The following is a 12,401-nucleotide window of genomic DNA, read 5'->3' on the forward strand; positions in this document are numbered from 1 at the left end:
GCGACGCCGTCTCACCTATCGGCCAGGAGACCCCAGATGGGCGCCCAGTGGAAAGCCAAACCCAAAGAAGCCGCCGCCAATGCCCGAGGCAAGATCTTCGGCAAGCTGGTGAAGGAAATCATGATCGCCGCGCGCAACGGCGCCGACCCAGACATGAACCCCAAGCTGCGCCTGGCCGTGCATCAGGCCAAGAAAGCCTCGATGCCCAAGGACACCCTGGAGCGTGCAATCAAGAAAGGTGCGGGCCTGTCCGGTGAAGTAATCAACTACGAGCGCACCCAGTACGAGGGCTTCGCCCCGCATCAGGTGCCGGTGATCGTCGAGTGCCTGACCGACAACGTCAACCGCACCGTCGCCGAGATTCGCGTGCTGTTCCGCAAGGGCCAGCTCGGCGCTTCCGGCTCGGTCAGCTGGGACTTCGACCACGTTGGCCTGATCGAAGCCACTACCGAAGAAGGCGCTGACCCGGAACTGGCGGCCATCGAAGCCGGCGCCCAGGACTTCGTGCCCGATGACGAGGGCTCGACCCTGTTCATCACCGACCCGACCGACCTCGACGCCGTGTGCAAGGCACTGCCGGAACAGGGTTTCACCGTCAACTCGGCCAAGCTCGGCTACCGCCCGAAAAACCCGGTAAGCAGTCTGACGCCGGAGCAGATGGAAGAAGTCGAAGCCTTCCTCGAAGCCATCGACGGCCATGACGACGTGCAGAACGTCTATGTCGGCCTCGCTGGCTGATGTTCGCTGGGCGCCCGAATTGGGCGCCCAACGCTGCTCCCATGCCAACCACCCTGCAAATTGCCGCCGCCTGCCTGTTCGACGAACAAGGCCGCCTGCTGCTCGTGCGCAAGCGCAACACCCGATTCTTCATGCTGCCTGGCGGTAAACGCGAACCGGGCGAAGATGCGCTGTCTGCGCTTCAGCGTGAGCTGCTCGAAGAGTTGGAGCTGCAACTACAGGCCGGCGCACTGCAACCACTCGGTCAGTTCCAGGCGCCCGCCGCCAACGAAGCCGATACCTGGGTGCAGGCAGACATCTTTCGCGCCGCCCTCCCCCATGCCGTTCAGCCCGCCGCCGAGCTGGAGGAACTGCGCTGGCTCGATACTTCCCTGCCCCTTCCTGACGACCTGGCGCCACTTCTGCGCGATCAGGTGCTGCCGACCCTGAAACGGCTGCCGTCAGTGTAAGAGCGTTGCTCGCGGCATCAAAACCGCTCGCGGCAGTTTCTTGATCCACGACAACGCGGGTGACAACACCAGCGATTAGGCTGCGCCGATAAACAAAACCATTCGCCTTGCCTGCAAACCCCACAGGAAACGAGGTTTGCCATGAGTATCACGTCCGCCCAAATCTGCGAGGCTGCCGACCAGTTGCAGGGTTTCGTCGGCTTCAACGCCAAGACCGAGCAGTACCTGCTGCGATTCTCCGAAGACAGCTTCGGTCTCGACGTACCGGCCGAAACCATCACGCCTACCTGCGAATACGTCTGGCACGCTGACGAGGGCGAACTGATGCGCCTGGATCGCCAACGTCTGGCCTGGCTGCAGGAGCAACGCATCGATGATCGAGTGAATCTCGGTGAGCCGCTGCGCGTCTACCTGCGCCGCAGCGATTTGCCGGAGATCCGTGCGGAGCGGCGACGCCTGACGCCGGCCTGAGATTCAGCGTGTTTCGAGGCATTCGGTGCGCACCAACCCACCGGGACCACAACGGCGGGGTACCCCCGCCCTACGCCACGAGCGCTACCCCGTAGGGCGGGTGCAACCCGCCATGCCGGCTCTATCGGGTGACGCGCGCCGCCTCAGCCCAATAGCCGCATGGCGACAGCACCGAGGCCTACGCCGATCAGCAGCAGTACGATCCCACCCAGCCACAGCTTGGCCGCAGGTGGCGCGACAACAGGTACAGGCCGGGCTTGAGCCGCACGCAGGGGGTTGGCCGCCGCCGTCGCAGTCTTGGCGCTGACGCGTGCTGCCTGCGGCACCGGGGCGATCTGCGTAGCGCCGCCGCCAGCTGCCTTGGCAGCCAAAGCTGGCGGCAGGTCCGCCACGCGCATGAACTGGGTGGCATCCTCGTCGGGTGCATCACTCACGCTGACCTTCGGCCCGATCACCAATAGCGTCACCGTGCCCATCTTCAATTGATCACCCGGTTGCAGCACGGCGGTCCTGACCTTCTGCTGGTTGACCAGCACGCCGTTGGCCGAGGCGAGGTCCTTGACCTCCAGCACGTCGTCCTTGAGAAAGAACTCGCAATGCCGGCGCGACAATTCCAGATCGCTGAAGCACAGCTCACACTTGCTCGAACGGCCGAAGGTCATAGAGCCGTGGAGATGAAACTTGCGCCCCTGGTGTTCGCCTTGAATCACCTGCAGAAACCAGCGCGGCGCGGCAGCCTCGGGTCTGGCCGCACTTTTCGCCGGGTCGACCAGCTGCAGTTCGACGGCGCCCAGGCGCAGGCGATCACCGTCGCGCAACTGAAAGCGTGTACCGACGCGCTGGTCGTTGACCCAGGTGGCGCCCTGACCGGCATCGCTCAGGTAGTAGTAGCCGTGATCCTGGCGGATCTCGGCGTGGAAGCTGGCGATTCCGGCATCGCCAAGCACCAGCTGGTTACGGCTGTCCTGACCGATGGTCAGGCGTTCGTCGGTCAGCCAGACCGGCGCTTGGCGGTTATCCAGGAACTGCAGTCTGAGCATCGTGGTCGCCTCGGGTCAGTCGAATAGATTGTTCAGCAAGCGCTTGATCGGGTTCTGCTGGACCGGCGGCGCGCTGCGCGGCCGACTCGCCGCCTGGCTGCTGCGCACGCGCTGCTGGTGACCGTCGTAAAGCGCCAGCAGGCGTTCGTTGTCGGGCTCGGCCTCCAGCCCCTGCTTGATCTGCTCAAGCGCCAGGTTGTATTCGCGCCGTGCATAGGCCGCCTCGCTCTGTTCGATGAAACGCTGCGCCACCCGGTTGATGCCAGCCAGGGCCAGCAGGTTGTCCGGTTCCCAGCCAAGCACCTGGCGGAAGTAATGCACCGCGCTGTCGTCCTCCGGCAGGATCAGCAAGCCCTCGCCGAGGCGTTGCTCGGCCAGGTCGAGATACTGCTGGATACGTGCCTGCAGCACGCGCTGCAGACCGTCGTTGGCCTGCTGGTTGCCCTCGTCCAGGGCCAGCGTCTGGCGAAAATAGTAGTCGGCGTTGTCTTGCGCCGGGGTCAGCAGGTGCCCCTCGCTCAGCCGCGTCTCAGCGAGCACGAGCAGCCCGGCGATGCGCTGCTGCAGTTGCCAGTAGTAGCCGCCCGCGCTGCCCATACCGAGCAACAACAGGCCGAGCACGGCCCAGGGCAGCCAGCGCCGCCGGGGTGGACGAGGCGGCAGGCTGACGCCCGGGCTAAGACGGGTCTGGTCCTGATCGGCGTTCTGCAGCTCATCGAGGCTGGCCAGCAGCACGTGGCAGTCGGCGAAGCGATCTTCCGGGTCCTTGGCCAGCATGCGGTCGAGTAGCCATTGCAGCTCGCTCAGCGACTCCGGAAGCGGCGGCGCCTCTAGCTGCAATTGATTCATCAGGGTCTGGGTGTAGTTAGTGCCGCGAAAGGGGTTATGCCCGCTGAGCATCTCCAGTAGGATCACGCCCAGGCTGTAGATGTCGCTGCGCGCGTCCAGCGCCTGACACTGCGCCTGCTCGGGGCTGCTGTAGGCCGGACTGCCAACGGCGATGCCCGACTGGGTCAGTTCGCTGTCGAGCTGCAGCTCCTTGGCCACGCCAAAATCGCTGAGCACCGCAGTGCCATCGTCGCGAAACAGGATGTTGCCCGGTTTGATGTCGCGGTGCACCAGGCCCTTGTCGTGCACCAGCGCCAGGGCGCTGGCGATCTGCCGGACGATGCGCAGCGCACGCGCCGGCTCCAGAGTCTGGCCCTTGTACTGAGCCAGATCGCCGCCTGCCAGGTACTCCATGGCGAGGAAATGGCGGCCATCGTCGAGTTGGTCGATGCGGTAAATGGTAATGATCGACGGATGCTGCAGGGACGCGACGGTATGGCCTTCCTTGATGAAGCGCTGAGTGAAGGCTGCGTCCTCGCGATGCAACAGCACCTTGAGCGCCACCTGGCGCTGCAGCGCCTGCTCGGTAGCCAGATAGACCTCGGCCATGCCGCCTTTGCCGAGGCGGTGGTGAATGCTGTAACCGGGTACGCTGATGGTGGGCTGACTCATGCGGCTCGACTGGCGCTCAGGGTTTAAGGGATTTGAACAGCTTGCGCAGCAGGCCGAGGGACGACGCTTCATGGGGTTCGGCAGCCGGGCCAAGGCCCAGGACGATACAGCTGATATTGTCTCTGCCGCCATGGCTATTGGCCAGCCCCACCAGTTGCTCGACCATCATTTCGAGCGTGGCCGCCTCAGCGCAACAGCGCTGGATGGCAGCGTCGTCCAGTTCGCTGGTCAGCCCGTCGCTACACAGCAGCAGCAATTCGTCCGGCGCCAGTCGGACGCGCAGCAGGCCGACATCAGGTGCATCTCCAACCTGCCCCAGGCACTGCACGATCACGTTACGGCGTGGGTGCTCACGCGCCTCCTCGGTGCTCATCTGGCCAGCATCGACCATGACCTGAACCCAGCTGTGGTCGTGACTGAGCTGCTCGATATGTTCACTGCCGATGCGATAGGCGCGGCTGTCACCAACCCAGGCCAGCTCGAACTCATCCCCGTCCAGGCGCACGGCAACCAGCGTACTGCCCATACCCGCCCCGCCCGCAACAGGTTGCGCCGCCGCGGTGATAGCCAGGTGGGCTGCATGCACCGCTGCAAATAGCTCCTCGCCCTGTTGCAAGGCGCCAACCAGCTCCTCCAGCGCCAAGGCACTGGCCACCTCGCCACGCTCGTGCCCACCCATGCCATCGGCCAGCGCCCACAGCCCCAGATCGGGACGGCAGACCAGAGCATCCTCGTTATGCGTGCGTACCTGGCCGGCAACGCTTTGCGCAGCGAACACCACGGATACAGGGGAGGACTGAGACACGCGGCGAATCCTTGAGCAAAATGCGATTCCCCATGATGCGGCGACGCGAACGGGCTGTCACCGCCCGCAAGGCCGTAAATGCGCAACCGTTAACCAAAATGCGATGATTAAATAAGCCGCCAGATCCGCCACCTGAACCCATGACCTCACCGCGTTTTCGCCGCTTGCCCCTCCAGTTGCGACCTCTGGTCGACAAGTTCTACCGTGACCACCGCTCGCCGATGCGCAGCCAGGCGGGGGATGAACTGTGGGTGGTGGAAAACGCCAGCGAGATCGTCGCAACCCTGAGTCTTCGTGCTGTAGCGGGAGGACAGTGGCTGACTGGCCTGTTCGTCGCCCCCGCGCTGCGGCGCCAAGGCGTGGCAGCAGCATTGCTCAGTCACAGCCTGGCGCTACATCCCGAGCCAGTCTGGCTGTTCTGTCACCCCGAGCTGCACACCTTCTATCAGCGCCAGGGCTTCGAGAGCTGTCAGAGCCTGCCGACCGAGTTAGCCCAACGGCTGGCCCGCTACCAACGCGGAAAATCGCTTGTCGCGCTGCGTATCCACTGAGCAACCTGTCGCCAAGGGCAAAAATACTGGCACTTTGCTCAGGAATGCCCCTTGCCATTAGCGGTCAAAGCTCTGCATGCTTGTTCCATAACAACGAAAAGAAACGCTATGGCTACCCAGACTGCTCGTTTGCTGAAGCGCCTGCGCAATGACTTCCAGCTGTCGATCATCACCCTGATGGGGCTGTTCGGGGTCATCGGCATCTCGCCCTATGCCGTCTACCGCCTGCTGCACGGCAACTACCTGGTCGGCATCGCCGACACCGTTATCGTCTTTTCCACCCTGTTCGCCGTGCTCTACGCCTGGGTCACCCGCGACACGGTCAAACCCGGTATCTACCTGGCCGCCGTGTTCTCGGTCGGCGCCACGCTGATCGCCATCAACCTGGGGGTCAACGGCCTGTTCTGGATCTACCCACTCATTCTCTTCAACTTCTTCATGGTCACGCCTGGCAAGGCGCTGTTGGCAACCTCCGTGGTGCTGATCAGCCTGGTCAGCCACGCCCTTCTGGTACCCGGCAGCGTGTTCGAAAGCCATTACCAGATGGTGTCGTTCCTGGTCACCTGCATGATGGCCAGTGTGCTCAGTTTCATCTTCGCCTTCCGCACCCGCACCCAGCGCGACCAGCTGCAATCGCTGGCCATTCATGACCCACTGACTGGCGCACGCAACCGCCGGGCGATGAATGAAGAACTGAAGATCGCCATGGCCAGCCATCGCCGCCACAGCGGCAGCTACGGCCTGCTGGTGATGGATCTGGACCATTTCAAGCAGATCAACGACAGCTTCGGCCACCACGTCGGCGATCAGGTGCTGGTGGCCTTCGTCGAACTGATCAAACGCTGCTCACGCAAGGAAGATCGCTTGTTCCGCTTTGGTGGCGAGGAGTTTCTCCTGCTGCTGCCCAACACCGAGGCCGAAGGCCTGCGCGCCGCTGCGCAAAACCTGCTGAGCAGAGTCGCCAATGAGCTGGAGAGCCCGGGCGGCGCGGTGACCGTCTCCATCGGCGGCGCCATTCTGCACAGTGGTGAACACTGGGAAGGCTGGTTGCAGCGCGCCGATGAATGCCTGTATCGAGCCAAGAGCGAGGGGCGCAATCGCGCGGTGATCGCCGATGCGCCGGGCGATCAGAACAAGGCTGCCGCCAACCCCTGATAGATCAGCGACTGCGCTGTTGCTGATAACTGCCACTGCCCGGTTGACGTTCGATGATCAGCCCGCCCGGATATTCGGTGCTCTGGCGAATACCACCACGGGTTTCGCTGGAATAGCTGCCATAGCTGCTTTCCTGACGCACGCTGCCCTGCGGCAGACGCTGCCCGCCATAGAGGTTGTGCTGCTCATAACTCGACGAACCCGAAACGCTGCCGCTGGCACCGGGGCTGACGTAGCTCTTGGGGATGACGCGAATAGTCTGCGGCTGATCAGCGAACGCAGCACCGGCCAACATCGTAGTCAGGATCAACACAAGCGAACGAATGAACATGAGTACCTCCCATCTGAGCGGGGCCAAGCATCGCCCGCCTGAACCCCGAAACCATCATCACACCGGCTTTGACAACAACACGAGGGAATTTTCATGCCTGAAACGACAAAGGGTCAGCCGAAGCTGACCCTTTGCTGGACATGGTGCGGAGATAGGAATCGAACATAGCCACTCAAGGCCACGTGAAAACAGGCCTTTAGCGTTTCGATATTGCTGATATACCCCCAAACGTACCCCTAAAGCCGAAAGCACCCATGCTTTTCACCCACTAGCATATGGCCGAGCAAAGCCCACCCCCTCCATTTTTCCCGGCGTTGCGCACGCGTTCCCATTCGTCGTTCTAGACCATGGCGCCATGATGTTTTTGACTCCCCCCCCTATTGTTTTTCTGCCGCGCGGGTGCACATGCCTCCATTCGTCGTTCGGGAGTCTGGAGCACCGAAGGATTGGCACCCCCCTACCCATGGCAGTCATGGGTAGCTGTACAGCACGGCGCATGTATTCCCATCGCTGGCGGCACTACCCCTAGCGGGGCGCAGGGGTACGCCAACCCGTAACCCTCGAATAACTGGTGTTCCCGGTGTTCTTGGTGTTCCGCAACGGCTGCAGCCCAGCAACGGCGGGGCTTGTGGCCATGGAACACAATTGCGAGGAAGGTGGAACACTTGGTGTTCTGAACACCAATGGTGTTCCGTGATCAGAGGCGCCAGATGGAACACCACACCATGTGTTAGGTGCTGGCCAGCAGGAGGAAGGGCGGAGACATAGTGCCCGAACCAAGCGGCTCGGGCGGCTGGCGTCACTTGTTCCAATGACGCTTGACTGTCGGCAGGCTAAGCCCCAGCTCGGCAGCCGCCTGGCTTTGGCTCATACCCTTGGCCTTGCAGGCTTGCACGGCCTTGGTGGTCTCTACTGCCTCGGGGCGGCCGGCTTTCTTGTCGGTACGGGCCAAGCCTTCCTTGGTGCGCTCCTTGATCCGGTCGCGCTCGAAGGCAGCCACGGCCGCCAAGACGGTGAGCTGCAGCTTACCGGCTGCACTGGTCAGGTCTACGCCGTCTAGGTCTAGGCTGCGCACATGGATGGAGCGAGCGGCTAGCACCTCGATGGTGGACAGCACGTCCTGTACGTCACGGCCGAGGCGATCCAGCTTGAGCACCACCAGCACGTCGCCAGCTTCCATACGATCCGCCATCTTGGAGAACTCTGGACGCTGCAGGGCAGGAACACCACCGGATACCTGTTCAGCGAACCAGCGGTGCGGCTGCACATCGAAGCCCTTCTGCTGTAGAGCCAGCAACTGGTTGTCGGTGGATTGCTCTAGAGTCGAGACGCGGCCGTAGGCAAAGATGCGATTCATGGTGTGCCCTGCTGGTATCGCTTAAGGTGGGATCATTATCTATCGGTATCAACAAATAGTAAACCCGTATTTGTTGATACCAGTTAGGCAGGGTGTTTTGCTGGTATCAATAAACGGTCGTTTTACGATACCGGGCAGAGCAAGGGAAAGCGCCGGCCAGGGCGAACCTTGGCCGGCAATATCAGGCAGCAGCTAGGGTTTCCTCTTCATCGGCAAACAGCCTGGCACCGTCCACCACATAGGCGCGCCCCTTGGGCATGCCAGGTAGCGCGATGGACTGGGCGGCCTTGCCATCCTTGCCGGGCTGCAATATCTCCCGTTCCACCAGCACCCGGTTGACGTTGCGCAGGTTCATACCCTTGAACACCTCATCACGCCAGGCGGTAGGCAGCAGGTAGTAGGTGGACGTGGTGTAGAGCATATCGCCGCAACCGTGGTCGATGGTGCGCCGGAAGCCGAGGCGGTCAATTGTGCGTGGAGAGTTCTCATCAATCTTGGCCTCGATCTTATCCCAGCGGGTAAAGCGCCCTTCGCCATAGCGCTCGATGGTCAGGCGCAGGCGCTGCACGATGGCGTCACCTTCCAGATTCCCGGCGCCACCCCGCTCGGCCAGCCAGGCGCCCAGGCAGACCTTGGCCGCGTGGGTGGCCGTACCGTCTGGCCAACCCGTGACGCCCAGCGCCGTGGCCAGCTCCCCGGCTGCAGCAGCAAGCCCGAACCGCGCAGCCGCTCGCTGAGCCTGGCCGCTGGCGCTGGCTGGCAATGCCTCGGCAGTGAAGCGCTCCACCGTGCTACGCACCATGGCCGCATAAGCTCGCAGCTTGTGCGGCTCGCAGAGGGCCGACAGGAAGGCCAGGGCCGGCGAACCGTAGAACTTGCCTACCCGCGCCTTGAGCGCGTCCGACAGCGCGGCGGCATCGTCGAAGCCATGCAGCGCCTCGAACAGCCCAAGCCCCTTGCTGGCGTCAGCCGGCACAGCCAGCAAGCGCACCTCCATGCCGGCTTTCAGTTCCTTGTGCGCCTCGGCCATGTGCTGCGCTAGCGTCTTCTCCCCAGTGGAGAGGAATAGCAAGCGCCACTCCTGCACCTGGCGCCCGGCCTGGCCGCGATCATTGGCGCGCGCCTTGCCAGTGCCATTGCCCAGCATGTACACCGTTTCGCCGATGATCCTCGGGTCACACATGCCAATTTCATCGAGCACCAGCAACCCGTCAGAGTGTGCGGCGGCGATGCTCTCCAGGGCGTTGTCAGTCGAGCGCCACGAACGCACCAAGCGCGGGCCACCCCACACCGACGCGGCCACCTGCAGATGCGTGGTCTTGCCGCCTGAGCTGTCGCCGTAGAGGTGGAAGCCGCCCGACTCGGCGCCCAGCAGGTGCAGCAACGGGCCGGCGAAGGCCACGCACACCACGAACGCCAGGCGGTTGTTGCCCACGCACAGCGCGCCAATCTGCTGCTGCCATTGCTCCAGGGTGCCGGCCTGGCTGATCGGCGGGAGCTGGGCGCCGGCCTCGTAGAAGTGCAGGTGCTCAACGCTCTGGCCTATCTGGCGATCCGGCACCAGGTAGGCATCGCCATGCCAGCCCAGGCGCGTGACTAAGCGGGCACGCTCGGTGCTGTCATAGCCCTGTAGGTAGCTCTGCAGGTCATTGCGGGAGTTGCGGGCCGTACGCAGCGGTGCCAAGCGTAGACCCATATCTACCAGCGGCCCCAGCACATCCTTGCCGAAGTCCCCGGCCATGCTGCGCTGGGGAATGTTCAGCCGCTTGCTGGCGCCGTCCGGGTCGTCGAACTCCACCAGCAACCCCCAACCGTGGCCCTTTTCATCGCGGGTACGTGCCAGGATTTCCAGGCGAGAACACACCGGCCGCGCCTCGCCATCCTCGCCGGCATAGAACACGCCATCGGCAGTGACACGAAAGCCGGCCGGCGTCGGTGCGGGCTTCTCGGAGGGTGCCGGCTTGCTGCTGGCGCTGGCCTTGGTGCGCTTGCTCGGAGCTGCTGGCGCCAGGGTGAACAGTTCCCCGGTGCGTTCCAGCTCAGCCAGGTGCGCCGCCGTCCAGCCCTTGGCCAGTGCATCGGCTGCATCGTCACCATCGCCCCATTCGCCACCAGGGGCGAAGGTCGGGCGTTCACCGTCGAGGCCGGGGCGCCGGCTGAACACCGTCAGCGCCAGCAGGCGCACAGAGGCGGCCCCGAGTTGGCGCAGGTGATCGGCCAGTGCGTCCATGCACTTGAGGCCGGGCGCGTCATTGTCCGGCCACAGCAACACATCACGGCCGGCCAGCACGGTGAAGTCCGCCTTCTGCCAAGAGTTGGTGCCGTTGGGCCAGCAGGTAGCGACGTAACCGGGCAGCAGCTCGGCGGCAGCGTCTGCCGCTTTCTCGCCTTCGCACAGCACCACCGGGGCAGCCGCTCGGGCGGCCAGCTCATCGAGGCGCAGCAGCGGGCGCGGCTCGGGCAGCCCCTGCCAGCGCCAGGACAGCGAGCCATTGCCCGAGTGCTTGCACCAGGTCAGTGGAGCGAACACCTTGCGCGGCGTGCCGCTTTCATCCGGCCCCAGGTCGAAGCGATACAGCACCATCAACGGTTGGCCATCGGCGTCACGGTAGATCCACACCTTCGACGGCTTGCCGTGCTGGCGGTGCGTCTGCAGTACCTTGCGCATGGCTTCATCAGGAATCGGCAGCACCGGCACCCACTCGGGCGCCTTGGGCTTGTTGCTGGCCGGCGCGCTGGCGCTGACAGTGCCGGGCGTAACGCCCAGGAAGTCCGCCAGCTTGTTGCAAGCGTCCACATCGGTGCCGCCGTCCAAATAGCGCACCAGGTCAATCAGGTCGCCATCGTCTCCGGTGGCAAAGTCGCGCCAGACCCCCTTGGCCATATTCACCTTGAGTGAGCCGGCATGCTTGTCGGCCCGCGTTGGGTTGGGTGCTGTGTATTCCTTGCCGCCGTCCACCCGCTTGCCACCGGGCAACCAGTGCGACAGCACCCGGTCGATGGCCTGCAGGGCAGCGCGTTTCACCTCGGCAAAGGTCGGGTGTTGGCGTTTGTCGTCAGGCGTCTTGGCCATGCGGCTCCCCCTGCTCGTGAGCCTGGCCGCCGACTGTGGCGGCATCTATCAGAGCCTTTGCCTGCTCGGCCAGGTACTGGATAACGAAAGCCCCCTCAGAGGCTGACAGCATTTCATGACCCATTGCGCCACTCAGGGTTTCGATGAAGTCCACCAGACAGGACGCATGCTCAAGAGCATCCGTGACCGGAACACCAGCATTGACCGACATCAGCGGGGCGCCAGCGCGGCCGGCGAAGCCTTCTTGGCGAGTAACAGCGGTGAGGCGATTCATTGGCCACCCCCTACCTGTTCCTTCTGCGCTTTGTCGGCGGCAAACAGCTTGTCAGCCGTCTCGCCTAATGCGTCTTCCCACTCTTCGGTGATGCCCTGCCCAATGCGGGCCAGCCCGGCTATGGTGCGGTCTTCAGACTTCGCCATGGCGGTGAACAGCGCGTGCAGGTTGCGGAGCACATAGGCCGCCGTGTTCAGGTCATTAGCCGCGTGCCAGAGCGTTGGTTTTTCGATACTCATTGCGCACCCCCTTGCACGTTCAGGGTGCGGGCCTTCAGGGCAGTGGCGATCTCTTCGCAGGCATCGGCCCAGGCGTCACCCTCCAAGTTCTCCAGCCAGTCGCAGGCATCGGCCCGGGATTCAAGTGAGCGCTGGATGGCGCGGTGGTGGTTGTAGCGGTTGAGCCGAACGGCAAGGGAGGAAGTGCTACGCAGTGCAGCAAGGGCCATCGCCCGATGAGCGGCGGCGCGTGCTTTGGACGGATTGAGGGCGTGCGGGTGCTTCATAGGTGGTGCTCCTAACGTAGTGTCGGAGCTACCGCGAATCGCCGCGACGCGATTATGGGCGGTAGCCGTGCGCGGGTTCGCGGACCGGGACGTTAGGCACCCGGCACACCCGAAGGTGTCCCACGCACGGCCACCATAGAGCGGCATTGCGA

At 63.7% G+C, this 12,401-nt stretch carries 14 protein-coding genes; 5 read left to right on the forward strand and 9 right to left on the reverse strand.

The window, feature by feature from the left end; genetic code table 11:
* Positions 1 to 36: 36 nt before the first annotated feature.
* From ACNFCJ_RS04105 to ACNFCJ_RS04115, 3 genes are all read left to right on the forward strand, one after another.
* Positions 37 to 738: a YebC/PmpR family DNA-binding transcriptional regulator gene (locus ACNFCJ_RS04105; protein WP_416769929.1), complete on the forward strand. Its 702-nt coding sequence runs from the start codon at positions 37 to 39 to the stop codon at positions 736 to 738.
* A gap of 41 nt (positions 739 to 779) precedes the next feature.
* The gene (locus ACNFCJ_RS04110; protein ID WP_106735489.1) at positions 780 to 1,187 is read left to right on the forward strand and encodes an NUDIX hydrolase; all 408 of its coding nucleotides are present in this window, start codon (positions 780 to 782) and stop codon (positions 1,185 to 1,187) included.
* A gap of 141 nt (positions 1,188 to 1,328) precedes the next feature.
* Positions 1,329 to 1,658 (forward strand): DUF2025 family protein, encoded by a 330-nt coding sequence (locus ACNFCJ_RS04115; protein ID WP_143507836.1) that lies wholly within the window; start codon positions 1,329 to 1,331, stop codon positions 1,656 to 1,658.
* Positions 1,659 to 1,801: 143 nt separating this feature from the next.
* On the opposite strand, the gene ACNFCJ_RS04120 is transcribed toward ACNFCJ_RS04115, so the two are convergent.
* From ACNFCJ_RS04120 to ACNFCJ_RS04130, 3 genes are read right to left on the reverse strand one after another with little or no spacing between them, the layout of a single operon-like run.
* Positions 1,802 to 2,698 (reverse strand): FHA domain-containing protein, encoded by an 897-nt coding sequence (locus ACNFCJ_RS04120; protein WP_416769931.1) that lies wholly within the window; start codon positions 2,696 to 2,698, stop codon positions 1,802 to 1,804.
* Positions 2,699 to 2,713: 15 nt separating this feature from the next.
* Entirely contained in the window at positions 2,714 to 4,198 is a 1,485-nt protein-coding gene (locus ACNFCJ_RS04125; protein ID WP_416769932.1) for a protein kinase domain-containing protein, read from the reverse strand.
* Positions 4,199 to 4,214: 16 nt separating this feature from the next.
* Positions 4,215 to 5,003: a PP2C family protein-serine/threonine phosphatase gene (locus tag ACNFCJ_RS04130; RefSeq protein ID WP_416769934.1), complete on the reverse strand. Its 789-nt coding sequence runs from the start codon at positions 5,001 to 5,003 to the stop codon at positions 4,215 to 4,217.
* 140 nt (positions 5,004 to 5,143) lie between these two features.
* On the opposite strand from ACNFCJ_RS04130, the gene ACNFCJ_RS04135 reads away from it, so the two are divergent.
* A complete protein-coding gene (locus ACNFCJ_RS04135; protein ID WP_416769936.1) occupies positions 5,144 to 5,554 on the forward strand; it encodes a GNAT family N-acetyltransferase in 411 nt (136 codons plus the stop codon).
* A 108-nt stretch (positions 5,555 to 5,662) separates the two neighbouring features.
* Positions 5,663 to 6,709, forward strand: coding sequence for a GGDEF domain-containing protein (locus ACNFCJ_RS04140; RefSeq protein WP_179574159.1), 1,047 nt, complete (start codon positions 5,663 to 5,665; stop codon positions 6,707 to 6,709).
* Positions 6,710 to 6,713: 4 nt separating this feature from the next.
* On the opposite strand, the gene ACNFCJ_RS04145 is transcribed toward ACNFCJ_RS04140, so the two are convergent.
* From ACNFCJ_RS04145 to ACNFCJ_RS04170, 6 genes are all read right to left on the reverse strand, one after another.
* Positions 6,714 to 7,040: a hypothetical protein gene (locus ACNFCJ_RS04145; protein ID WP_099525594.1), complete on the reverse strand. Its 327-nt coding sequence runs from the start codon at positions 7,038 to 7,040 to the stop codon at positions 6,714 to 6,716.
* Positions 7,041 to 7,839: 799 nt separating this feature from the next.
* On the reverse strand, positions 7,840 to 8,397 hold the full coding sequence (locus tag ACNFCJ_RS04150) for a recombinase family protein (protein WP_416769939.1): 558 nt from the start codon (positions 8,395 to 8,397) through the stop codon (positions 7,840 to 7,842).
* 181 nt (positions 8,398 to 8,578) lie between these two features.
* Positions 8,579 to 11,470, reverse strand: coding sequence for a DUF927 domain-containing protein (locus tag ACNFCJ_RS04155; protein WP_416769940.1), 2,892 nt, complete (start codon positions 11,468 to 11,470; stop codon positions 8,579 to 8,581).
* The gene (locus ACNFCJ_RS04160; protein WP_416769942.1) at positions 11,454 to 11,744 is read right to left on the reverse strand and encodes a DUF3077 domain-containing protein; all 291 of its coding nucleotides are present in this window, start codon (positions 11,742 to 11,744) and stop codon (positions 11,454 to 11,456) included. The genes ACNFCJ_RS04155 and ACNFCJ_RS04160 overlap by 17 nt, the downstream gene beginning before the upstream one ends.
* A complete protein-coding gene (locus ACNFCJ_RS04165; RefSeq protein ID WP_416769943.1) occupies positions 11,741 to 11,983 on the reverse strand; it encodes a hypothetical protein in 243 nt (80 codons plus the stop codon). Before ACNFCJ_RS04165 ends, ACNFCJ_RS04160 begins: the two co-directional genes overlap by 4 nt.
* Positions 11,980 to 12,249 carry a hypothetical protein gene (locus ACNFCJ_RS04170; RefSeq protein WP_416769945.1) on the reverse strand — a complete coding sequence of 90 codons (270 nt, stop codon included), beginning with the start codon at positions 12,247 to 12,249 and terminating at the stop codon, positions 11,980 to 11,982. The genes ACNFCJ_RS04165 and ACNFCJ_RS04170 overlap by 4 nt, the downstream gene beginning before the upstream one ends.
* Between the last annotated feature and the right edge of the window lie 152 nt (positions 12,250 to 12,401).

Source organism: Pseudomonas sp. NY15364 (assembly GCF_048068235.1).
Classification (GTDB): domain Bacteria; phylum Pseudomonadota; class Gammaproteobacteria; order Pseudomonadales; family Pseudomonadaceae; genus Aquipseudomonas; species Aquipseudomonas mendocina_D.